Here is a 22,173-nt window from a genome sequence, read left to right on the forward strand (position 1 = left end):
GTTGTGCCTACAAGACTTCAGTGATTGCCGCAGGTGCATTCATGGTCAGCACCATGATGGCCTTTTCGGCGACCGATTTCGACCCGCCATAATGGACCAGTTTCCTTATAGACCCACGAGAATGCGCCTGGATTGCGGGTTTCAAGCTGGTGATGCAGCGGCACTGGATCGTGATCGTTGACGATTTCCAGCGCTTCGCCGGGTTCAAGCGAATCGATCATCGAGAAGATCGTCGCATGTCGCGAAATGGGCGGTATGGTGCGAACATCAATTACGGGGGATAGTGAGACAGGTTCTGCCGACATCTGATTGTTCCGTGGCTGTCAGGCTTCGAAGCATGATGATGACAGCCGCATCATCATTCGAGCCATTCTAGAGTGACAGTCACAAACCGGATTTGTTGTATCTCAAAGAAGGCGGGAATTTTCCTTGCGATCGAAGAAGCGTGTGAGCCACTCGGCACAGTGGCTCAGTTGCAAAAGTCCGAGATGGGGGCGATCACCGGTTGCTTGAGAGTGCCTGCACCAGATCGGTTTCCAGATCTTCCGGATCTTCCAGGCCGATCGAGATGCGAATGAGCTGAGCGCCAATTCCCAGGTGGTTTTTCTGGTCTTCAGGCACAACCGCGTGGGTCAGGGAATATGGATGCTGAATGAGACTTTCCACGCTTCCGAGGCTGACTGCAAAGTGGAAATAACGGGTCGAAGTCAGAATACGTTCGACGCGTGTCAGGTCGCCTGCAACCTCGATAGAAATGACGCAGCCGAAGTTGATCATTTGTTCAGCGGCCAGTTTATGCTGCGGATGGCTGGCAAGGCCAGGATATACAACCTTGGTCAGTCCCAGTTCTTCAGCTCTTTCTTCGAGACTGGTCGCCAGCTTCAGTGCCGTTTCCGATTGCCTTATGCTGCGGATTTCCAGGGTTTTCAGCGAACGGTGCAGAAGAGCACAATCTGTCGGTGACATGACCGAGCCGAGGGCGTTCTGCAGATAACCAACCCGTTCGGCAAGCTTGGCGGGTGCGTTTGCTGATACCGCGACCACGCCCCCCAAAAGATCCGAATGTCCGTTCAGCATCTTTGTTGCCGAATGTACAACCACATGAATTCCATGATCGATAGGACGCTGGCCTGCCGGCGATGAGAAGGTGCTGTCACAAACCGTAATTGCACCAGCTTGTTTGCCAAGTTCAGCAACCAGTGACAGATCGACAATGCGAAGCGTTGGATTGGACGGGGTCTCAAACCAAAGCAGAGCTGGCTTATGGTCGAGGACAGCCTGGCGCAGTGCAACTTCGTCGGAAAAATCCACGAAATTCACATTGTGCGCGGCGGTGACTGGTCTGACATCGGCCAGCAGTCGGTAGACACCACCGTAGAGATCGTTATGGGCCAATATCGACGAACCGGCCGGAAGCGCCTCCAGCAATGTTGCGGCCGCGGCAAGCCCGCTCGGGAAAACGAAAGCCGCTGCCGCGCCCTCGAGATCGGCAAGGCAGCGTTCAAGACCGTTTCTGGTCGGATTGCCGCTGCGGGTATAGTCGTACCCCTTGCTCGCTCCTATGCCATCCTGCACGTAGGTCGTCGCATGATAGATCGGAGGGATCACGGCTCCGGTCAAAGGGTCAGGTTCCTGACCGACATGGATCGCACGTGTTGCAAAACCGGCCTGATTGCGAGGAGGGTTTCTGGACAATTTTCTGTCTTTCTGAAGTTGGTCTGTCGGACCCGGATTGCTTACCAGCTACTCACCGGTTTCATAGTATGGTTTCCAGCTCTATCGGGCACATTTCCTTACGCTAGCCGAATTCACGGCTTCTGGCGGCTTTCGGGGTACGAGCAGTCTCACTCGCCCGCAGGATCAGGTTTGCCCCAACCAGTATCTTTACTGGCGGTTGCGGTTCGGCTGTGTTGATCAAATCGTCGAGCACGGTGACCGCGAGATTTCCGATTTTCCGTTTGGACACGTCAACCGTTGTGAGACCCGGCTCCATGGTGGCGCTTTGCGGCAGATTATCGAAGCCAATCACCGAAACATCGTCAGGAATACGAAGACTCTTGCCCTTCAGTGCGCGGATGAAGCCATAGGCGATGATATCGTTCGTGCAGAAATAGCACTCGGCCAGATCGAGTCCTGAATGCAGCATCGCACAAGTATCGCGATGGGCGCCTTCATAGGTCGATTCAACCGAAAGGATATCGCGCTCCTGAACCTTCAGGTCCAGACGTTGCATATTCTTGAAAAACGCATCGCGACGAAGACGGAAGTTTGTTGTCTCCGTATGACTGGCGACAAAACCGATCCGCGAAAAACCAAGCTGCTTGAAGCGCGACAGAACCTTGAAGACGGCGTCCTCATTGTTCATGTCGACGAAATTGGCTTCAATGACCTCATAAAAGGTATCGATGAAGACTGTGGGCAGGCCGAGCCCCTGTATCATGTGGATATCTGCCGCCGAAAGCTCGGTCCCAAGCGCAATCACACCGCGCACCGGCGCACCGGCAAGCGATTCCGCTACTGCACTGATCGGCTGCCCGTCGAAACTTACCACTTCCAGCGTATAGTTTCGGCGCGTCGCTTCCGAGGACATGCCGTCAATATAATCCGAGACAAAAACACTGTGATCGCGGTTGACCGTCTCGCCATGCTTGGCAATCTTGAGAAAGCGGATCGTCTCCCCGGTGCTTGGCGCAGTTTTTGACGCGCGCGGAACATAGTTCAGTCTGGAAACGGCTTCGAGGACACGTGCACGCGTTTCGCCCGAAATTTCGCCCTTACCGTTGAGCACAAGCGAAACCGTTGCCGGAGAAACGCCGGCAGTCTCTGCGATGTCTCTGATCGTAAAAGACTTTTTCTTTTTCATATGCTCCGCACGATTATAGGAATTCGGTTAAGGACATTGGCTCCGGGATTGAAAACAGCTGCCATTTGTATGGCATCTGCTCTCGGGAACTTCAAATCCGCAATTGGCGCCAGATTCAATATGTTGCCGGTTTTGGTCTCAGATCAAGAATTAACAGGCCCCATCTTTTCAACGGCAAACGTTCGATTTTGCATCCTGATATGAATCATATGTTTAGTAAACAATATGAGCGATAATTAAACCGATTAGGGTAAAATCGATCCACAGGCAACGGAAACTTGCCGATATTGCGCTTGACAGCCGTATGCCATCTCGTCATTTATTTAGTGAATAACAGTTTTGTTTACTAAACGTGGTAGGAGGAGACCATGCAGAAGACAAGCAATCAGCTTGCTATGCTTGTTGTCATCAATCTCGGATTGCTCGCGCTTGGCGCGTATATTTCGGGAGGATCTTTCCTATCCCTGTTCAATCTGCAGTCCATGGCAGGTCAGGTGCCTGAACTCGGGCTGCTGGCAATCGGCGTCATGCTGGCCATGTGCGCTGGCAATGGCGGGATCGATCTTTCGGGTATTGCGCTGGCCAACCTTTCCGGCGTGCTCTCCGCTGTTATCGTTTCGATGTTTATCTCAAGCGCCGAAAACCAGCTTGGCTTCAGCCTCGCCTTCATCGGACTGGCACTGGTGATCGGTCTTGCGGGCGGCATCGTCAACGGAATCCTGATTGCGCGCTTCAACATCACTCCGATCCTCTGCACGCTTGGCACGCAGATGGCTTTTACGGGTCTTGCTGTTGTTGTGTCTGGCGGTCGCGCTGTCATGGTTGGCAGCCCCGATCTTCTGTCGCGCATCGGCAATGACATGTTCCTCGCCGTGCCAATCAGCTTCCTGATCTTCATAGCGGTAGCCTTGCTGATCGCAGCCGTGGTGCGCTTCACGCCTTACGGCTACTGGCTGATGCTGATGGGAACCAATCCGAAAGCCGCTGTCTTCGCTGGTTTCCCGCGCAATGGCGTGCTGATTGCGACCTATGCAACGAGCGGATTTCTGGCAGCGATTGCAGGCATCATTATTGCAGCGCGCAACGTCAACGTGAAGTTCGACTATGGCAGCTCGTATCTGCTGGTCGCCATTCTCATCGCCGTCATGGCCGGCGTGAAGCCTGAAGGTGGTTATGGCCGTGTCATCTGCGTGGTGCTGAGCGCTATTGCTTTGCAGCTTATGTCCAGCCTGCTCAACTTCGGCGGCCTTTCCAATTTTGTCCGCGACTTCGCCTGGGGCTTGCTGCTGCTCGCCTTCCTTGCAATCGGCAAATACGACATCGCGGGATTCTTTACCCTCGGCAATCGCCAAAAGGGAAACATCGGTGCTCAACCCTCAGGCACCCGAACATAGACTTTGGGGGATGGTAAGTGTGGAGGAAATGATGAAAGCAACAACGAAAAAACTGCTCACCGGAACCATCATTGGTGCAGCGATCGTCGCGGGCAGCGCGGGCACGCTCGTCGCACAGGAAAAGCCGGTTATCGCAACTGTCGTCAAGATCAGCGGTATTCCTTGGTTCGACCGCATGAACACCGGTGTTGAAGCCTATCAGAAGGCCAACCCGGACGTGGTTGCAACACAGAGCGGACCGGCAACGGCAGACGCAGCACAGCAGCTTCAGATCGTGCAGGATCTCGTTGCCAAGGGCGTTAACGCACTTGCAGTCGTCCCGATGGACCCGGCTGTTCTCGAAGGTACCTTCAAGCGCGCCATGGAACGCGGCATCATTGTTGTGACGCATGAAGCCGACAACCAGGTCAACACCATGGCCGACGTCGAAGCTTTCGATAATGCCGATTACGGCACGGCGCTCAACGAACGTCTGGCAGAATGCATGGGCAAGAGCGGCAAGTGGACCACCTTTGTTGGCTCGCTCGGCAGCCGTACGCATATGCAGTGGGTTGGTTCGGGCGAAGAAAACGCCAAGAAGTATCCTGACATGCAGCTCGTCGATCCGAACAACGAATCCTTTGACGATGCCAACGGCACCTATGAAAAGGCCAAGGAAATCCTGCGCAAGCATCCTGACCTGAAGGGCTTCCAGACCTCTGCCGGTAACGACGTTCTCGGCGTTGGCCGTGCGATCGATGAAGCTGGCCTGAGCGGCAAGGTTTGCCTCGTCGGCACCGGCCTTCCGAACCCATCGGCAGATCTTCTTGAATCCGGCGCCATCACCGCAATCGGCTTCTGGGATCCGCAGAAGGCTGGCATGGCGATGAATGCGGTTGCCAAGCTTCTGCTCGAAAAGAAGGAAGTCAAGGAAGGCACCGACCTCGGCGTTGAAGGCTATAACAAGGTCAGCGTCAAAAAGGGTGCCGGTGAAGGCCTTCTCGTGATCGGCAACGGCATGGTTATTGCTGACAAGGCGACTTACAAGGAACACCTGTTCTAGGCGTTTCGCACGGGCTGACTAACCATCGTGTGCGGACATCGTTCAGCCGCATGCGATGGTGTCAAAAGCCCGGATGCTTCACTGCATCCGGGCACCTGGACCAAACGAACCATCAAAAAATCAAGACATTAGCGCGTGGCGAACGAAAGCCAACCGGTCCTACAGCCAGCCCAATCGCTTTGGTGAGCGGTGCGGCGATAAAGGAATTTAACGTGTCAACTACAACGACGAATGGGACGAGCAACGACCGGTCGCCGGATCATTTTCTCGAACTGCGCAACATTCATAAGCGGTTTGGTGGTGTTCATGCGCTGCGCGGCATCGACCTGACAATCGATCTTGGTCAGGCCTATCACCTGTTGGGTGAAAATGGCTGCGGCAAGAGCACAGTCATCAAGATCATGTCCGGCGCACATGCACCCAGCGAAGGCGAAATCATTCTCGATGGCAAGACATATGCCTCGCTGAACCCGATTCAGTCGCTGGCAGCCGGTATCGAAACCGTCTATCAGGATCTGTCGCTTATTCCCAACTTGACCGTCGCTGAAAATGTAGCGCTGAATGAGCAGCTCGTTGAAGGCAATGGCCGACTGTTCCGCAGCGTCAAGCTTTCGCAGCTCCGCGAGACTGCGGAACGGGCATTGAGCACGGTTGGCCTGCCAACCGACAAAGCCTTTCTAAATACAATCGTTTCCGAGCTGCCGCTTGCTATGCGCCAGCTGGTTGCCATTTCCCGCGCCATTGCAACGCGCGCCAAGCTTGTCATCATGGATGAGCCAACCACATCGCTGACGCGTCGCGAAGTGGATAATCTGATTGAAGTTGTCGAACGCCTGCGCGCAGAACGCGTCGCCGTACTTTTCGTGACCCACAAACTCGATGAATGCTATCGCATCGGCGGCAATGCGGTTGTCTTCCGCGATGGCCAGTGTGTGGCACAAGGCCCGATCGAAAACTACACCAAAAAGCAGCTCTCCGAGCTGATGATCGGCAGAGAAATTGATGCCGAGCGCTATCGCACGGCACAGCCCGGCGATGCCGAACTGCTTAAACTCGACGGCCTTACCGCATCGGGCTTCAAGGACATTGGCTTTACCCTTCGCAAAGGTGAAATCCTCGGCATTACCGGCCTTGCAGATTCCGGACGCAACGAGCTGGCCATGGCAATCACCGGCGTAGCGCCTGCGCATTCCGGTTCAATCCGCCTCGAAGGTCAGAAGACCGAAGTTAAAAGCCCGGCGGAAGCCATCGAGCGTGGCATTGGCTATGTGCCGGAAGACCGCCTTGCAGAAGGCCTTTTCCTCGATAAATCGATCTTTCAAAACGAGATCGCGCTGATCTTTAGAAAGCTCTGCAACAGCCTTGGCATCGTCGACCAGAAACAGGGCCGCAACATCGCCGCCTCGCTGATGAAAGAGATGCGGCTGAATACAACCAATCTGGACCTGCCTGTTGGTGCGCTTTCGGGCGGCAATCAGCAGCGCGTTTTGATCGGTCGCTGGCTGAGCATTGGCCCCAAGCTTCTGGTGCTGCACGGCCCGACAGTCGGCGTCGATGTGGGATCAAAAGACACGATTTACCGCGCAATTCAGGCGCTGGCCGAAGCTGGCATGGGCCTCATCATCGTCAGCGATGATCTGCCGGAGCTTCTGCAGAATGCAGACCGCATTCTCGTCATGAACTCAGGCAGCATCGCCGCAGAATTGGATGCTGCACAGGCCACCGAAGATCAGCTCTATCAAGCCATGATGTCGTCGCAGAAGGAAGTTGCCTAATGAGTGCGTCGCAGTATCAACAGGATCTGGGCCAAAATAACTTGGGGACCGCCCGATCCTTCAAACTGGGTGACTTCATTCGCAGGCGCCCGGAATCGATCACTTTTTTCCTGCTCGTGGCAATCTGCACGATTGTCTCGATCATCAATCCGGCATTCCTGCAAGCCTCTACGCTGATCGATATAGGTCGTGCCAGTGTGGTGATGGGCCTGTTTGCGCTTGGCGTCTTCATCATTCTCGCCGCTGGCGGCATTGATGTTTCCTTTACGGCAATTGCTGCCACGACAGTCTATTCGCTGACGCTTCTGGTGCAGGCCTATATGCCGGAACTGCCGATCATCTTCATCATTCTGATGGCGATTGCTGGCGGTATTTTCCTCGGCGTCCTCAATGGTCTTCTGGTGCATTACCTCAATGTACCGTCATTGATCGTCACCATCGGCACGCAATATCTTTTCCGTGGCTTCTTGCTGGCCTTTGTCGGCACGGTCTGGATCATGTCCCTGCCGCCGACAATGGGGGCTTTCGGTCGCCTGCCGCTGTTCCAGTTTGAATCGGCGACCGGTGCCACCATCACCATGCCATTCTACTTTCTGGTGCTGCCTGCGGCTGCAATCCTGACCTGGTGGATATTGAACCGCACGTTGATGGGCCGCGCGATTTTTGCGATGGGTGGTAACAGCCAGATCGCAAGCCGCCTCGGTTATAATCTGCGCACCATCCATATCTTCCTGTTCGGCTATGCAGGTGGTCTTGCCGGACTTGCAGGCATCATCCATGTCTGCGCCAATCGCCAATCGAGCCCTTTCGACTTTGTTGGCACAGAAATTGCGGTCATCGCCGCTGTGGTTCTCGGTGGTGCACGCATCACCGGTGGCACCGGCACCGTCTTCGGCACCCTTCTTGGCGTGCTGCTCATCACCGTCATCAACAGTGTTCTCGTGCTCGTCGGCATCCCCAGCACATGGCAGCGTCTCGTCGTCGGCTGCTTCATCCTGCTGGCTGCTGCCTTCTTCGTCACCCGCCAACGCAAGAAATAACCCGATACTCTCAAGAGGAAATCATGAAGAAATTCCTGAACGATCCCGTCAATTTCGTGGATGAGATGCTCGAAGGCATCTATCGGGCGCATCCCGAGCTTACCTTTGTCGATAATGACAAGCGTTGCATGGTCACAGCCAATACCAAATCCGGCAAGGTCGGCATTGCAACAGGCGGCGGCTCTGGCCACCTGCCGCTGTTCTTGGGCTATATCGGCGAAGGCATGATCGATGGCGCGGCTGTCGGCGGCGTCTTCCAGTCGCCAAGTTCAGAGCAGATGTATCAGGTCACCAAGGCTATCGATCAGGGCGCTGGCGTTCTCTACATCTATGGCAATTACAGCGGCGACATCATCAACTTCGATATGGCAGCAGAACTCGCCGATCTCGATGGCATTGCCGTCAAGCAGGTTGTCGGCAATGATGATGTGGCGTCCTCGGTTGTCGGTGAAGAACACAAGCGTCGCGGCGTTGCCGGTATCTTTTTTGTCTACAAGGCAGCCGGTGCAGCTGCAGCCAACGGTCTGTCGCTTGATGAAGTAACACGCCTTGCCGACAAGGCACGCCTGCGCACCCGCACCATGGGCGTTGCGCTTTCGAGCTGCGTTGTGCCGGAAATCGGTCACGCAACCTTCTCCATCGGCGAAGATGAAATGGAAATCGGCATGGGCATCCATGGCGAACCGGGCATCAGCCGCAAGAAGCTTGCCAGTGCAGATGCGGTTATCGACGAACTGATGGAACGCATTTTCGCCGAACAGACCTATGCCAAGGGCGATGAAGTAGCCGTGCTGGTCAATGGTCTTGGCGGCACACCACTAGAAGAACTTTACATCATGTTCCGCCGGGTTTCCCAGCTGTTTGATGAGCGTGGCGTCAAGGTCAAGCATGTCTGGATCGGCGAGTTTGCCACTTCCATGGAAATGGCTGGCGCGTCAGTTTCCGTGCTGCATCTCGATGACGAATTGGAACCGCTGGTTGCCGCTTCCGCCAACACCCCATTCTTCAAGCATTTTGCGGGTTGAGGTGCAGTCATGAACGTCATTACAGCATCTGATCTGATTAATCTCTTCGACAGCTGGAAGCAGCTTTTTGCAGAACAGCGCGAATTCCTTATCGCGCTGGACGGCAAAGTTGGCGATAGCGATCTCGGCATCACCATGAGCAAGGCCTTTGCAGCAGCTTCAGAAGCTGTCCATGCGGAAGGTGAAGCTGCAGGCATCGCCAAGCTTCTGCGCACAGCTGGCGCCACCATGGCACGCGTTGCGCCATCGACCATGGGTACGCTGACCGCGACCGGCTTCCTGCGTGCAAGCAAGGCCTGCGATGGTATCGACGAGCTGGGGACCGCAGAGATTGCCGCCTTCTGGCGTGCCTATCGCGATGGTATCGCCGAGCGCGGCAAGGCAAAGGTTGGCGACAAGACACTTCTCGATGTGCTTGATCCAATCGCCGTAACGCTTGAAGCACAAGCATCAGCGGGTGCCTCACTTACTGATGCGCTTGCAGCCGCAGCCAAAGCTGCAGAAGATGCGCTTGAAGCAACCAAAACGATGGTTGCCCAGCACGGCAAGGCCGCAGCTTTTCAGGAAAAGACCATCGGTCTTCAGGATGCAGGCGCAACTGTCGGTATGCTGCTGATCACCAGCATGTCGGCTTTCGTTTCGGCAAACACATAAGAAGACCAAGGAATGGCTGATAAAGTTCTGCCCATGACCAAGACTCTGGTCTTCCGGCTCTTTATCAGCTGATCAGGCCTTCACTATCTGAAGGAAAAGATGGCAGAACTTGGCATGGCGTTGACCTTCTTGGTTGCGCATTGCCGGGTTCTGATTATTAGCCGGAGCCGGTTCGAAAGGCATTGGCGAAGCTGATTCCATTCTACAAGGAAAACCTCTGAGCATGACCAAACGGCCGCCACGCATAGTGGCGGCAGCCTTGCAATTGCAAACGAGCAGCGGTTCGGGATGCATATCTGCGTCAGCAGATCGTAAACGACTGCCGCTGGACAAGCGTGAATCCGCTACCTCCTCCATCTGGAATAATTGTCTGAACCTAACTGATGGTCGAAACCTCTTTGACAAGCCAGTCGCGGAAGAGCTGCAACGCCGGGTTGGAGGCAATGTTTTCGTGGCTGCATATAAATTTGTAGGATTCTTTGGGCTCGAAATATCGCTCGGACACGATGCAAAGGCTTCTGCGCTGCACGTCGTTTTCGACCAGAGGCCGATGAGAAAAACCAATGCCCTGTCCGGAACGAGCAGCCGCCAACAATGTGTGTTGGTCGTCAAAAAAGAGGTTTGAATTGGCGGTTAGATCATCAAATCCGTGGTGGGATATCCATCTTTTCCAGTCGTTTACGTCCCGATAATGCAAGCGAGGAATGTCAGGGTTCACGAGAAGATCTTCTGGATTTGTCACATTGGCCAGAAGTGAGGGGCTGCAGACAGGCACCAGTTTTTCTTTTAGAAGTTCGATGTTGTACATGCCTGCAGGCGGATGCAGACAATACTTTATCTGTGCGTCTTCTCTATCCTGAGCGATGGAATCTATATCGAGATTATTCAGGTGAAGCTGGATGCCTGGATTTTGCTTCAAGAAGCCAGCAATCCTGCTTGCGATCACTTCCATTGCGAAAAAAGGACCGGCGCGAACCCGGAGAATTTGGGTCTTGTTGTCCTGTCCGATCAGCGTCGTAACCGCGCCGATTTCATCAAATGCCCGAGCACAAACCTCCAGCAGCAGCGCACCTTCTGCGGTAACGGATACACCGCGCGAGCCGCGAATAAGCAACTGACAACCCAAAGCCTGTTCCAGAAGCTTGACTTGATGGCTCACAGCACCCTGACTGACTGCAAGCTCTTCTGCGGCGGCAGTGAAGCTTTGACAATGCGAAACGGCTTCAAAAGCCCTTAAGGCTCTCAAGCTTGGGAGTTTTCGCCGCTTCGCCCTTGACGTCATAACACTATGAATTTTTCTAATACCATTGAATAGATCTTTTGCATTGATCGACCCTCGGCACAAGCATAATCGTCAATAAACAAAAAAACGCCCCTGGGTGTTTGAGCTCTGCTGTTCCTGATCATGGATGACGGCGCGCGCAGGCGACGAACCCGGTAAGGGCATATAACAGGAGAACGAAACGTGCTTAAGCAAGCTAAAATGGGAATTATTGCCGCTCTTGTCGCTGTATGCGGTGCCCTTCCAGCCCATGCTGAGGAAATCCGCATGGGAGCCGAAGGTGCCTATGCGCCCTTCAATTATCTGGACCCGAGCGGGCAGCTCAAAGGCTTTGATATCGACGTCGGCAATGCGATCTGTGAAAAACTGAAAGCTGATTGCGTATGGAGCGCCAACGAGTGGAGCGGGATTATTCCGGCGCTTCAGTCAAAGAAGTTCGACATCATGGCTTCTTCGATGGCTATTACTGAATCGCGTATGCAGCAGGTCAGCTTCTCCGATCCGTATTACTACAACACCATGCGGTTTGTCGCTTTGAAGGAGCTTGGCCTGAAGGATGTGACGCCTGAAAGTGCCAAGGGCAAGGTCATAGGCACCCAGACAGGCTCCATCGCCGTCGATGCTTTGCAGCGCTTTTTCCCGGATAATGAGGTGAAGCTCTATCCGACACTGGAAGAAGCCTTCCTGGATATCGAGAACGGCCGCATTGACCTCTTGCTGGAATCCAAATTCGCGCTCAGCGACTGGATTAAGAAGGGTGCGGATTGCTGCGAATTTGTCGGCAACGAATTCCTTCTAGATGGAACCCTGGGTGCTGGAATGGCATTCCGCAAGGATGACGAAGAACTGCGCATGCGCGTCAACAAGGCGCTTGCGGAGATCATCCAGGACGGTAGCTACGACAAGATCAGTGCCAAGTACTTTGATTTTGACATCAGGGAAAAGCCGAAATTCGCGAGCGAAATCTTCGCGAAGTAGTTCGCTCCACCCTCACATACAGAGTGCCTGATTTGAGACACCACATCAGATCAGGTGCTCACTGCGTGTGGCATAGTCAGGCCTCAGCCATTTCGTTTCGACCAACACAGAGTGGTCTTCGCCGACAAAAGAAAGGTCGATCCGTGTCCTATCGTGTTGCGATCATCGAACTCATCAATGAAAGTAATACCTTCACGCAAAATCGCACGAGCATCAGCGATTTTCGGGCGTCGCATTACTTCAAGGGCGATGAGATTCCAGCCAATTTCCGAGGTACAGGCTCTGAGGTCGGTGGCGCGATAAAGGTCGCGGATGAAAAGGGCTGGACGCCTGTTTATATCACCGCAGCCCATGCGGAGCCGAACGGACCGGTGCTTGAAACTGCGCGTCAGGAAATCACCGGCGAGTGCTTGCGGCGGCTGAAGGAAGCCGGACCTTTTGACGGCATATTTGTTGCCCTGCATGGTGCCATGGTGACGGAGACCGATCAGGATGGCGACAGCCAGTTCCTGCGGGAGATCCGGTCCGTGGTCGGATACGATGTTCCGATCGCCATCACCCTAGACCTTCACGCGAATATTTTTGATGAACTGGCTGATCTGGCGCAGATCGCCGTTTCATTCCGGACTTATCCTCATATCGATATGAGTGAGGTCGGAGTTGAGGCCTGTTCGTTGCTGGATCAAGCGATGAAAGGGGAAATCGAACCTGCGCTGGCCATTGGACGCCCACCAATGCTTCTCGGTTGTGATGATGGTCGCACGACAGATAACGGTCCGATGTGCCGCCTGCTCGAAAGTGCAGGCCGTGAGATGCAACAACCGGGAATCCTGAATGTGGCGGTCAATGCCGGGTTTACCGATGCTGATGTCTGGGCGGCCGGGCCGAGTGTGATCGTGACCTTCGATCGTAAATGCGTTAGCCGACAAACCGCTTGCGATGTCGCGGACAAGATGTGCGATGAAATCTGGGCCTATAAGGATCAGTGGTCGCAGCCGATGCCTCTCGATGAATGTATCCGGCAATTGAAAGAGGTTCGGGGTGCTGAAGGTACGATTGTCGTCGCTGATTTCTCCGACAATCCCGGTTCGGGGGCCTATAGCGATTGCACAGCGCTCATTGCGGCTATGCTTCAGGCGGGTGTGACCAATGCCGCCGCAGGCGCTCTTCTCGATCCTGAAGCGGTGGCAGAGATTGCAGCCAAGGCGATAGGCGAGACTGTTACGGTGACGATTGGCGGCAAATCCGATCCATCTGTTGGTGGCGGTCCTTTGACTGTGACAGGCCGTGTCATGTCGGTCAGCGACGGTACCTTCGTCTTTGAGGGGCCGATGTTTACAGGTTTGCCTGGAACGACCGGAAAAGCTGTGTGCCTGCGTGTGGAGGGGATCGATATTATGATCGTGTCGGAACGCATGCAGATGCTTGATCAGAACATTTTCCGTATCGTCGGCATCGAGCCGAAGGAAAAATCCGTTCTGGCGGTCAAATCAATGCAGCATTTCAAAGGGGCGTTCGGCCCGATTGCAACACAGATCATTGTTACCGATGCTGGTGGTCTGAGCTCACCGGACCTGTCGAAACGGATCTACGCTCGCCTGCGGCGTCCGGTTTTCCCCCTGGACACACTGTCGGATCAGCATCAGTAAGAGTGCTGACGAAACTATTGGACTTTTGACAGCGAACAGGGAATTTAATTCGGTCGAGGGGAACAATTAGGATGACGTTTCGTCACCATGGAACTCCTGGACCAGATTGATCATTTGTACTCACGGATGGAGTGTCCGATGCACGCAGCGCCAATCTTCGCCGGGTTAAAAATCGAGGCGGCTGAAATACGGGTCATACGTTTGCCGCTGCTCGTGCCTTTCGTGATTTCCACCGGAACAATGACCGAAAAGATCATACCGATCCTCACCTTGCGGGCTGAAGGCCTGGAAGGTTATGCCGAAGGCGTGATGGATCCGTTGCCGGATTATCTGGAGGAGACCATCTCCGGTTCGCTCTCTTTCCTGCGCGATGTGCTGTTGCCCCAGATTGTTGGCAAACGCTTTAACGGCCCCGCCGATCTTGCAGCCATTCTCGATCCATGGCGCGGACACAGAATGAGCAAGGCCATGGTTGAGATGGCGATATGGGACCTGTGGGCAAAAGCACTGAACCTACCATTGAGCGTTGCGCTTGGTGGCGTTCGCGATGCTATCGACGTGGGTGTCAGCCTTGGCATCGCCGATATTCCAACGACGATTGACCGGGTCGCTGCCTCGCTCGATGCCGGTTACAAGCGCGTTAAGCTGAAGATCAAGCGCGGTCATGATCTCGCAATGATTCAGGCGGTGCGCGAGCGTTTCCCGGAAGCCAAGCTGACGGTTGATGCCAATACAGACTACCGGCTTTCCGACTTGCCGCTTCTGAAAGCAATGGATGCTTTCGCACTCGATTATATCGAACAGCCGCTGGCTTTCGATGACATTACCGATCATGTCCATGTGCAGGAAAAGCTGCTGACTGCCATCTGCCTGGATGAGAGCATCCGGTCTTCGGTGGATGCGCGCAAGGCGCTTGTCGCAAGAGCTTGCCGTGTCATTAATATCAAGGTGGGGCGCGTCGGTGGACATAGTGCATCACGCGCAATTCACGATGTCTGCGCAGCCTTTGATGTGCCTGTATGGTGCGGTGGGATGCTTGAAGCAGGCATTGGTCGGGCGCACAATATTCACCTGTCCGCACTGCCGAATTTCACCAAGCCGGGGGACACATCGTCCGCCAGCCGCTACTTCCCGCGCGATATTGTCAACGAGCCGCTGGAAGCCGAAAATGGGCGAATGGCCGTTCCCAAGAACGGTCCGGGTATCGGTGTGACCTTGGATCATGCATTTCTCGATACGGTCACCAGCCATCGCGAGGATTTCGTCGCATGAGCGAAATATTGGTCCGCGAGCTCGCCTCTCTCGACGAGATGAAGGATTCGGAGACTGTTCAGCGGCTGGTGTGGGGAGACGACGATCCTGTCGATGCCTCAGACCTATTGCTCGCCATCCAACACGAAGGCGGCCTTGTCGCCGGAGCGTTCGATGGCGGGAAGATGATAGGCTTCATCTTTGGTTTCCCAAGTGCAACGCCGGGTGTTCAGCATTCTCACCGTCTGGCGGTTCTCCCGGAAGCAAGAGGCTTGAAACTTGGCGCGCGGATGAAGTGGTTCCAGCGCGATTGGTGCCTTGCGAGAGGCATTACGCATGTGCGCTGGACCTATGATCCGATCCGGGCGGTCAATGCCAGTCTGAACATTGCGAGCCTCGGGGCCACATCGTCCACTTATCATATCGACTATTACGGCCCTATGGTCGGCATCAATTCTGGGTTGCCTTCGGACCGGATCGTGGCTGACTGGCAATTGGACGATCTGCGTGTAGAAGCTCGATCTCGAGGCCAGAAACTTGAGTTTCCCGCAGATGCTCGACGCGTGAAAATACCGGGCGATATCGATCACCTGCTTGCAGTTGATCCGGCGGCGGCAATGAATGCAAGGTTGTCGCTTCGCGAACAGCTGCTGACTGCCTTCGACGAAGGTAAGCGTATTGTTGGCTTCGACTCGCAGGCCACGACGTATTTATTGGTTTAAAGCCGATAGCTGAAATTACAAGCAAGCCGGATGCGCTATCCATTCGTTGGTACAGCCGTTTGACCATCAACCGGTCATCTGTGCTGTCAGTCGGCGAGCACTGCTTCATGTTGTAGCGTGGCTGATTTCAGCCGGGTTCTTCGGTTCGCTAGACCGCAGGCCTGGTTAAGCAACCGTAAATGACCTTGACCGCGTAGACAGTGATCGTTCACAAGATGACGGATCAATAGCAGCTCTCGGAGTTTCTCCAAGAGCGTCTGGCCAAGGCTAATGGAAATAATCATGCATGAAATCATCTGCCCGCATTGCAACAAGGCATTCAAGATCGATGAGACTGGCTATGCCGATATCCTGAAGCAGGTGCGTGACAGTGATTTCGAGAAGCAGCTGCATGAGCGCTTGGAGTTGGCTGATCAGGACAAGCGTAACGCTGTTGAGCTTGCACAGGCTAAAGTTGCCAATGAATTGCAGAAGACTGCCGCAGCCAAGGATTCTGAAATCCAGGAACTGAGGGCAAGACTTGAATCCGGTGAAGTCGCGCAGAAACTCGCAGTTGCTGAGGCGCTGAGTGCTGTCGAAAAACAACGCGATACTCTTTTGCATGAGCTTGAGAAAGCAAGACGGGAGCAGGAGGCTGCATCAAAACTGGCCGAGGCGAAGCTTATTGCCGAACTACAGAAAGCAGCCACCACTAAAGACGCGGAGATCCAGAGCCTGAAGGCCAGGCTCGATGCAGGGGAGCTTTCGCAGAAGCTCGCGGTCACCGAAGCCGTCAATACGGTTGAGAAAGAGCGTGACGAACTGAAGAATGGGCTTGCTCGGATCACGCTCGAAAAACAGCTTGCTGAAACTGCACTCAGGGACAAGTACGAAACGCAGCTGAAGGATCGCAACGACGCAATCGAGCGTCTGAGGGATATGAAAGCGAAACTATCGACAAAAATGATCGGCGAGACGCTGGAACAGCACTGCTCAATCGAGTTTGACCGCATTCGTGCGACGGCTTTCCCCCGTGCGTATTTTGAGAAGGATAACGACGCGCGCAACGGTAGCAAGGGCGACTTCATCTTCCGCGACATGGACGATGCAGGTTCTGAAATCGTCTCGATCATGTTCGAGATGAAGAACGAAAATGACGAGACGGCTACCAAGAAGAAGAACGAAGACTTTCTCAAAGAATTAGACAAGGACCGGAGCGCGAAAGGCTGTGAATATGCCGTTCTGGTCTCGTTGCTTGAGCCCGAGAATGAGCTCTACAACACCGGGATCATTGACGTATCCCATCGCTATCCGAAAATGTACGTCGTCCGACCGCAGTTTTTCATCCCGATCATCACGCTGCTGCGCAATGCGGCGATGAACTCGCTCCACTACAAGAATGAGCTGGCACTGGTGAAGGCGCAAAATGTCGACATAACAAACTTCGAATCCCAGCTTGATGACTTTAAAGCCGCATTCGGGCGCAACTGGCGTCTGGCTTCAGATGGCTTTGAGGAAGCAGTCAAACGCATCGACGAGGCCATCAAGGATCTGGAGAAAACGAAGGAAGCGCTTCACAAGTCGGCCAACAACTTGCGGCTTGCAAACGACAAGGCAGAGGACCTGACGGTAAAGCGGCTCACGCGCGGTAACCCAACGATGGCTATCAAGTTTGCCGAACTCAAGCAGAACGGCATGCCCGATAATGAATGAGCAAATAAGCAGATTTTGGTGAACTCGCTGCCTATTCTCCCATAGCGTCAACCGATGCGTAACCACCATCCGGTGTCGGGAAAGTGGCAGAGTTATGCCGCTATGGCCGGGCGCGCTTCGGCGAGAAGTTCGATCGTTTTGAGCCGATGGCTTCCTTCGGAAACCGGGCAGTCGATGATAAACTCAGCGATGCCAAACTCACGGTGCAGGCGTTGAAGCTCAATGTGAACGTGGATGGCCGTGCCACGGATCACACGTGGCGTGCGCTCTTCAATCGTGTATTGCGTGGCGCCTGCCTGCCTTACATATTCGAGCGCTTGTTCGTGGCTGCCGACGTTGACCGGCTGCAAACCTTCGGCTGCAACACGGAAGCGCCGAATATCAACAGCAAGCCTCTCTGCCTCGGCATCGCTTTCCGCAACGATTACGCCGACAGCTAAAATGGCAGGACGGTTTGTGATTGCCTGATAGGCGTCAACGGCTTCCTTTATGGCTGTCGGGTCACCTTGAATATGACCGGCATAGACGAAGTCCCAGTTGAGACGTGCGGCAAGCTGAGCACTTTCGACGCTCGCACCCAGCAGGAAACGTTCAGGTTTTTGTGGCGGAACCGGATAAGCGGCAAGGCCGCTCCGGTCGGCGGTATTTTCCGGGCTTTGGTCGAGAAATTTATCTAACTCAATCAGTTGCTCATTGAAGGATGGTTTCCGATCAGGGTCATAGGCGCCCTGCAAGGCACGGGTTGAAAGCGGCAGTCCCCCAGGGGCTTTGCCCACACCCAGATCGACACGTCCGGGCGCAAGTGAAGACAGGAGATTGAAATTTTCTGCGACCTTGTAGGTGCTGTAATGCTGCAGCATAACGCCGCCTGAACCAATTCGGATATGTTTGGTATGTGCCAGCAAAAAGCTGATCAACACTTCCGGTGATGAACTGGCGAGCTCTGGTGAGTTGTGATGTTCAGCCACCCAGAAGCGATGAAAACCTGCGGTTTCTGCTTTCTGCGCAAGCTTTATCGTGCGGGCCAGTGCCGTTTGAGCTGCTTCGCCGTCATGAATGGGACTTTTATCGAGAAAACTGAGCGCGTAGGGCATTTCATCCTCATCAACAATTTGATGAGGAGTAATCTATGTTTTTTGTAGAATATTAATCGAGCAACGATCTTCCAATATTTGCACGCTCATTAAACGTTCATGCCGTGCAAACGTGCAAGCAAAGAGGCACCGTTAAAGGAAGATACTGTTCGATGGCGGCTTTTTGCTCCCACTCAACAAAGTCGGGCAGCATTTGTTCAGCGGAGGCTTTCCATGGTTGATATTATTGTCCAGTCCTCTCTTTTGAATCCGGCAGCGCAGCCCCTTATCGATGGCCTGGCTCACGAATATGATCTTCGTTATGCCGATCTGGACCGATCCGGTGGCGTGCGCGCAGAAATTCTGCGTTACCCCACGGACGCATTTGCGCCGCCGCTTGGCGGATTCCTGTTGCTCCAACGCGATGGGGAAACCATTGCCGGTGGCGCCTATATGAGCCACGACGATGAAACCGTGGAGCTCAAACGTATCTGGACCGCGTCGCATTTGCGCAGGCAGGGGCTGGCGCGCCGCATTGTGCTGGCGCTCGAAGAAAGTGCGGGCAATCTGGGCTATACGCGCGCTTATCTGTCTACGGGCTTCCGCCAACCAGAAGCAACTGCGCTCTACATCGCACTCGGCTATCGTCCGCTTTTCGATACATCCGTCGATGTTCTGCAATATCGCTCACTGCCCTTTGAAAAGCACATTGGCACCAAATTGGGCCAGCAGATCTCCTCGCCACTTTATCCAGCATCTGCCTCCTTCGAAGAAGCAACCCAGCGTGTGCAGGAGCGCAAGGCGGCGCAGGAAGCAAACATTCTGGCGCGGCTTCAAAGCTATCGCGAAGCCGCGGCATGAGCAGGGAAACAAACCATGCCCCTTTCACACATTGGACATTTTGCCTTCCTCATTCCTGGCAGCCATCGCGAAAATGATCTCGCGCAGGGTTTGGAGGACACATTGCAGCTTTTCGAGCATGGAGAGCGGCTGGGATACGACAGTGCATGGGTGCGGCAGCGCCATCTGGAGCGCGGTATTTCATCCGCGGCCACCTTTCTCGCAGCAGCTTCGCAGCGGACGAAACGGATTGGTCTAGGCACCGCGGTTATTCAGCTTGGCTATGAAAATCCGTTTCGTCTGGCTGAGGATCTGGCGACGGTCGATCTGCTTTCGAATGGCAGGCTGAATGTTGGTGTTTCAGTCGGCGAACCGCCCTTCGCTCATCTGATCGCGGACTTTGTCGATGCCGTTCCAATTGCAGATTACAGTCACTCACGGGCTGAAAAACTGGCGCGTGCCCTACGTTCAGAGCCACTGTCCGGCAAGACGGAGGCAGGCAATGCCGCTGGTGCCCAAATCCCGCGTTTGAGACCGTTTGCGGAAGGGCTGACCGAACGCCTGTGGTATGGCGGGGGTTCGCAAAATTCTGCCAAATGGGCGGGACAAGCCGGCTTTAATCTTTTGACTGGAAATATTGTCAGCGGTGAAAACACCGACAGTTTTCTGACTGCGCAGAAAGCATTGATTGAACGTTTCCGTCAGGAATGGGCGCATGAACGTGCGCCGCGCGTCGCACTTGGGCGTGTAATATTGCCTACAGATGGCGCCAGCCCGGACGCGCGTCGTCGTTATGCGGAATTTGCGGCTGAACGTGATAAGCGGACGGGGCTTTTTCATGGTCCACGCCGCACGCTGTTCTTGTCTGATATTGTCGGGACGACGGAAGAAATTCTCGAAAAGCTGGCAGTCGACCCGGTTCTGCCGCTTGTGTCTGAATTCCGCCTGGAGCTGCCCTATGAATTTCACGCAGAGGATTATGCACAAATCCTCACGGACTTTGGGCGGCTGCTTCCCGCATCTGGCACAAGGAAACCGGAACTCAGTGTCGTTCGGGCAGGTTAGCCCTCCGATCAATTCACTTACGATTGGAATAAAGTCATGAAACAAATCTCAAGATCTGTTTCTGAGTATGTTTCGAGATGATTCTAATGAACCAACATTGTAAGTAATTTGGGTCTTTCAGCGTAACTGCTGCGAGCATTAATCAGTGGCACATAGTGACACCGCCGCACATCTACTTCCGTTTTAGAGGCGGGTTCTAATTTTCTACAAAATCAGTCGATTATAGAAATGGCATTCTCGGCCAATTTGCCGAGCGCTGCTACCGTATGGCAGATTGATAAATCTGGAGCAATAAACAGAGATGGGATCAACGGTAACATATCTCCGCGAGAATATTCCGCAATATGTTGAAGAGCCTGAAGATATCGAGGTTTCTCCTGGCGAACTTAAAGCAGCCATGAGACAGCTTGCAGGTGGCGTGAGTGTTGTCACGGCGGGTTTCGATGAAGGGCGCACCGGGGCGACTGTGACGTCAGCCACAGCGCTTTCGGTTGAGCCGCCAACGATTATCGTAAATATCAATCGTGGTTCATCGGTCTGGTCGGCGATTAGTCGCCATAACCATTTCTGCGTGAATGTGCTGTCCTCCGGCCATCAGTCCATTGCCGATCGTTTTGCTGGCAAGGGTGGCATCAAGGGTGTTGAACGTTACGCGGATGCTGAATGGTATGCACTAGAAAGCGGTGCGCTGGCACTTGCTGGCGCATTGGCTTCCGTTGATTGCGCCGTGGAAGACGTGATCGAACGCCATACACATGCAATCGTGATCGGTCGCGTTCTGAAAATCGTTACGGGTTCCGGTGAACCGCTTCTGTATCACAATGGCGGCTATCGCCTTCTGGACGCTATATCAGGCGCTTAACTGCGCCCAAGCGGGCGCAGAGCGGTCGTCTTCCAACCCACCGTTGCGGGTAAACTGTTCCAGCGTCATCCTATCGAGAACGCCTGCTATTGCTTCGCGCACCAGCAGCATGGATCGACGTACTTGACAGGCGCGATGATCCACGCAGTCGTTGCACGGTTCGTACGCTGTGCGGCTGGCGCAACGGATTGGTGCCAGTGGTCCGTCGAGAACACGGACGACCTGACCAATGGTAATTTCCGACGCAGGCTTGGAAAGGCTATAACCGCCACCGGGACCTTTCTTCGACCGTAGAATGCCGTCATTGCGCAATTCCAGCAGGATTGCGTCGAGAAATTTCTTGGAGATATTGTTCTGGGTGGCAATATCGGCGACGAACGCACTTTCTCCCGGTTCAAGTGCGGCGAGATGAGCCAGAGCCTTCAGACCGTATTTGCCCTTCTTCGTAAGCATAACCACTCCGCCGATGTTTCGCCGGAATGCTTTTGCATGAAATCGAGAGAATTAATAGCTTACGGTGGCTGGCCGAGTGTCGCAGTATAGTGGCTGTTTTAACCGATTTCGCGCGATGCGGTCGGTGTATGATAATAAAGCGGGAAAATTAGACCGTAGGGAATGGTCACGATATCGGCCATCTGATCGTCGGTCGGGCGATCGTCATTCATATCCTCGGAGTCCCGGCAATCGGCTTGGATGTCGGCTTCCGACAATACGAAGATAATCGCGCTCCAAAGCAGAAACGGGAGCAGGGCGATGATGATATAGGTATAGCTCGTATCCATGTTTGAATGGTGGGCCACCAAACATTCTTCCTCAAGGAACAGACGTCTCAAAATCCACCTCTTTTCAGTCAGATTTTTCTTTTGAGCTTGTCACTGACAAGAATGAATGACGTCATAACCACGCTATCTAATTGACTCTATGGCATATTCTGTATTGTGCCGCTTTATGCTGCATTGCAATTTT

Annotated in this window: 21 protein-coding genes; 14 read left to right on the forward strand and 7 right to left on the reverse strand. The window is 54.1% G+C overall.

What is annotated here, in order from left to right; translation table 11 throughout:
* Positions 1–17: 17 nt before the first annotated feature.
* The 3 genes from OHI65_RS04610 to OHI65_RS04620 form a co-directional block, all read right to left on the reverse strand.
* Positions 18–305 (reverse strand): DUF2249 domain-containing protein, encoded by a 288-nt coding sequence (locus OHI65_RS04610; protein WP_125301076.1) that lies wholly within the window; start codon positions 303–305, stop codon positions 18–20.
* A gap of 193 nt (positions 306–498) precedes the next feature.
* On the reverse strand, positions 499–1,695 hold the full coding sequence (locus OHI65_RS04615; RefSeq protein ID WP_125301075.1) for a trans-sulfuration enzyme family protein: 1,197 nt from the start codon (positions 1,693–1,695) through the stop codon (positions 499–501).
* 103 nt (positions 1,696–1,798) lie between these two features.
* Positions 1,799–2,863, reverse strand: a complete 1,065-nt coding sequence (locus tag OHI65_RS04620; protein WP_125301074.1) for a LacI family DNA-binding transcriptional regulator — start codon at positions 2,861–2,863, stop codon at positions 1,799–1,801.
* Positions 2,864–3,231: 368 nt separating this feature from the next.
* On the opposite strand from OHI65_RS04620, the gene OHI65_RS04625 reads away from it, so the two are divergent.
* The 6 genes from OHI65_RS04625 to OHI65_RS04650 all read left to right on the forward strand — a co-directional run bounded on the left by OHI65_RS04625 (position 3,232) and on the right by OHI65_RS04650 (position 9,793).
* Positions 3,232–4,257: an ABC transporter permease gene (locus OHI65_RS04625; protein WP_125301073.1), complete on the forward strand. Its 1,026-nt coding sequence runs from the start codon at positions 3,232–3,234 to the stop codon at positions 4,255–4,257.
* Positions 4,258–4,288: 31 nt separating this feature from the next.
* Positions 4,289–5,299 (forward strand): substrate-binding domain-containing protein, encoded by a 1,011-nt coding sequence (locus tag OHI65_RS04630; protein ID WP_012093653.1) that lies wholly within the window; start codon positions 4,289–4,291, stop codon positions 5,297–5,299.
* Positions 5,300–5,511: 212 nt separating this feature from the next.
* A complete protein-coding gene (locus OHI65_RS04635) occupies positions 5,512–7,074 on the forward strand; it encodes a sugar ABC transporter ATP-binding protein (RefSeq protein WP_125301072.1) in 1,563 nt (520 codons plus the stop codon).
* Entirely contained in the window at positions 7,074–8,114 is a 1,041-nt protein-coding gene (locus OHI65_RS04640; RefSeq protein WP_125301071.1) for an ABC transporter permease, read from the forward strand. Before OHI65_RS04635 ends, OHI65_RS04640 begins: the two co-directional genes overlap by 1 nt.
* A gap of 23 nt (positions 8,115–8,137) precedes the next feature.
* Entirely contained in the window at positions 8,138–9,139 is a 1,002-nt protein-coding gene (locus tag OHI65_RS04645; protein ID WP_010660625.1) for a dihydroxyacetone kinase subunit DhaK, read from the forward strand.
* A gap of 9 nt (positions 9,140–9,148) precedes the next feature.
* Positions 9,149–9,793, forward strand: coding sequence for a dihydroxyacetone kinase family protein (locus tag OHI65_RS04650; RefSeq protein ID WP_125301070.1), 645 nt, complete (start codon positions 9,149–9,151; stop codon positions 9,791–9,793).
* 376 nt (positions 9,794–10,169) lie between these two features.
* On the opposite strand, the gene OHI65_RS04655 is transcribed toward OHI65_RS04650, so the two are convergent.
* A complete protein-coding gene (locus OHI65_RS04655; protein WP_012093649.1) occupies positions 10,170–11,075 on the reverse strand; it encodes a LysR family transcriptional regulator in 906 nt (301 codons plus the stop codon).
* 183 nt (positions 11,076–11,258) lie between these two features.
* Between OHI65_RS04655 and OHI65_RS04660 the strand changes: the two genes are divergently transcribed.
* From OHI65_RS04660 to OHI65_RS04680, 5 genes are all read left to right on the forward strand, one after another.
* On the forward strand, positions 11,259–12,053 hold the full coding sequence (locus OHI65_RS04660) for an ABC transporter substrate-binding protein (RefSeq protein ID WP_012093648.1): 795 nt from the start codon (positions 11,259–11,261) through the stop codon (positions 12,051–12,053).
* A 143-nt stretch (positions 12,054–12,196) separates the two neighbouring features.
* Positions 12,197–13,702 (forward strand): M81 family metallopeptidase, encoded by a 1,506-nt coding sequence (locus OHI65_RS04665; protein WP_125301069.1) that lies wholly within the window; start codon positions 12,197–12,199, stop codon positions 13,700–13,702.
* A gap of 138 nt (positions 13,703–13,840) precedes the next feature.
* Positions 13,841–14,974 carry an o-succinylbenzoate synthase gene (gene menC / locus OHI65_RS04670; protein ID WP_125301068.1) on the forward strand — a complete coding sequence of 378 codons (1,134 nt, stop codon included), beginning with the start codon at positions 13,841–13,843 and terminating at the stop codon, positions 14,972–14,974.
* Positions 14,971–15,675: a GNAT family N-acetyltransferase gene (locus OHI65_RS04675; RefSeq protein WP_125301067.1), complete on the forward strand. Its 705-nt coding sequence runs from the start codon at positions 14,971–14,973 to the stop codon at positions 15,673–15,675. Before menC ends, OHI65_RS04675 begins: the two co-directional genes overlap by 4 nt.
* A 282-nt stretch (positions 15,676–15,957) precedes the next feature.
* Complete coding sequence (locus tag OHI65_RS04680) at positions 15,958–17,367, forward strand: DUF2130 domain-containing protein (RefSeq protein ID WP_125301066.1); 1,410 nt, start codon at positions 15,958–15,960, stop codon at positions 17,365–17,367.
* Positions 17,368–17,459: 92 nt separating this feature from the next.
* On the opposite strand, the gene OHI65_RS04685 is transcribed toward OHI65_RS04680, so the two are convergent.
* A complete protein-coding gene (locus OHI65_RS04685) occupies positions 17,460–18,461 on the reverse strand; it encodes an LLM class flavin-dependent oxidoreductase (protein WP_125301065.1) in 1,002 nt (333 codons plus the stop codon).
* Between the two features lie 213 nt (positions 18,462–18,674).
* On the opposite strand from OHI65_RS04685, the gene OHI65_RS04690 reads away from it, so the two are divergent.
* The 3 genes from OHI65_RS04690 to OHI65_RS04700 all read left to right on the forward strand — a co-directional run bounded on the left by OHI65_RS04690 (position 18,675) and on the right by OHI65_RS04700 (position 21,207).
* Positions 18,675–19,301, forward strand: coding sequence for a GNAT family N-acetyltransferase (locus tag OHI65_RS04690; protein ID WP_125301064.1), 627 nt, complete (start codon positions 18,675–18,677; stop codon positions 19,299–19,301).
* A gap of 15 nt (positions 19,302–19,316) precedes the next feature.
* Complete coding sequence (locus OHI65_RS04695) at positions 19,317–20,345, forward strand: LLM class flavin-dependent oxidoreductase (RefSeq protein ID WP_125301063.1); 1,029 nt, start codon at positions 19,317–19,319, stop codon at positions 20,343–20,345.
* A 301-nt stretch (positions 20,346–20,646) separates the two neighbouring features.
* Positions 20,647–21,207, forward strand: coding sequence for a flavin reductase family protein (locus tag OHI65_RS04700; RefSeq protein WP_094515420.1), 561 nt, complete (start codon positions 20,647–20,649; stop codon positions 21,205–21,207).
* On the opposite strand, the gene OHI65_RS04705 is transcribed toward OHI65_RS04700, so the two are convergent.
* On the reverse strand, positions 21,196–21,660 hold the full coding sequence (locus OHI65_RS04705) for an RrF2 family transcriptional regulator (RefSeq protein WP_012093639.1): 465 nt from the start codon (positions 21,658–21,660) through the stop codon (positions 21,196–21,198). The genes OHI65_RS04700 and OHI65_RS04705 overlap by 12 nt on opposite strands.
* 98 nt (positions 21,661–21,758) lie before the next feature.
* Entirely contained in the window at positions 21,759–22,007 is a 249-nt protein-coding gene (locus tag OHI65_RS04710) for a hypothetical protein (protein WP_010660641.1), read from the reverse strand.
* Positions 22,008–22,173: the final 166 nt, after the last annotated feature.

The sequence above is a fragment of the Brucella sp. MAB-22 genome (assembly GCF_025908475.1).
GTDB classification, from domain to species: Bacteria; Pseudomonadota; Alphaproteobacteria; order Rhizobiales; family Rhizobiaceae; genus Brucella; species Brucella anthropi.

Excerpts from the sequence above, each read along its gene's own strand:
- OHI65_RS04680 (WP_125301066.1), top strand. The coding sequence starts at position 15,958 with ATGCATGAAATCATCTGCCCGCATTGCAACAAGGCATTCAAGATCGAT.
- OHI65_RS04610 (WP_125301076.1), bottom strand. The coding sequence starts at position 305 with ATGTCGGCAGAACCTGTCTCACTATCCCCCGTAATTGATGTTCGCACC.
- OHI65_RS04630 (WP_012093653.1), top strand. The coding sequence starts at position 4,289 with ATGAAAGCAACAACGAAAAAACTGCTCACCGGAACCATCATTGGTGCA.
- OHI65_RS04645 (WP_010660625.1), top strand. The coding sequence starts at position 8,138 with ATGAAGAAATTCCTGAACGATCCCGTCAATTTCGTGGATGAGATGCTC.
- OHI65_RS04620 (WP_125301074.1), bottom strand. The coding sequence starts at position 2,863 with ATGAAAAAGAAAAAGTCTTTTACGATCAGAGACATCGCAGAGACTGCC.
- OHI65_RS04685 (WP_125301065.1), bottom strand. The coding sequence starts at position 18,461 with ATGCCCTACGCGCTCAGTTTTCTCGATAAAAGTCCCATTCATGACGGC.
- OHI65_RS04650 (WP_125301070.1), top strand. The coding sequence starts at position 9,149 with ATGAACGTCATTACAGCATCTGATCTGATTAATCTCTTCGACAGCTGG.
- OHI65_RS04640 (WP_125301071.1), top strand. The coding sequence starts at position 7,074 with ATGAGTGCGTCGCAGTATCAACAGGATCTGGGCCAAAATAACTTGGGG.
- menC (WP_125301068.1), top strand. The coding sequence starts at position 13,841 with ATGCACGCAGCGCCAATCTTCGCCGGGTTAAAAATCGAGGCGGCTGAA.
- OHI65_RS04695 (WP_125301063.1), top strand. The coding sequence starts at position 19,317 with ATGCCCCTTTCACACATTGGACATTTTGCCTTCCTCATTCCTGGCAGC.
- OHI65_RS04675 (WP_125301067.1), top strand. The coding sequence starts at position 14,971 with ATGAGCGAAATATTGGTCCGCGAGCTCGCCTCTCTCGACGAGATGAAG.
- OHI65_RS04700 (WP_094515420.1), top strand. The coding sequence starts at position 20,647 with ATGGGATCAACGGTAACATATCTCCGCGAGAATATTCCGCAATATGTT.
- OHI65_RS04705 (WP_012093639.1), bottom strand. The coding sequence starts at position 21,660 with ATGCTTACGAAGAAGGGCAAATACGGTCTGAAGGCTCTGGCTCATCTC.
- OHI65_RS04690 (WP_125301064.1), top strand. The coding sequence starts at position 18,675 with ATGGTTGATATTATTGTCCAGTCCTCTCTTTTGAATCCGGCAGCGCAG.
- OHI65_RS04625 (WP_125301073.1), top strand. The coding sequence starts at position 3,232 with ATGCAGAAGACAAGCAATCAGCTTGCTATGCTTGTTGTCATCAATCTC.
- OHI65_RS04655 (WP_012093649.1), bottom strand. The coding sequence starts at position 11,075 with ATGACGTCAAGGGCGAAGCGGCGAAAACTCCCAAGCTTGAGAGCCTTA.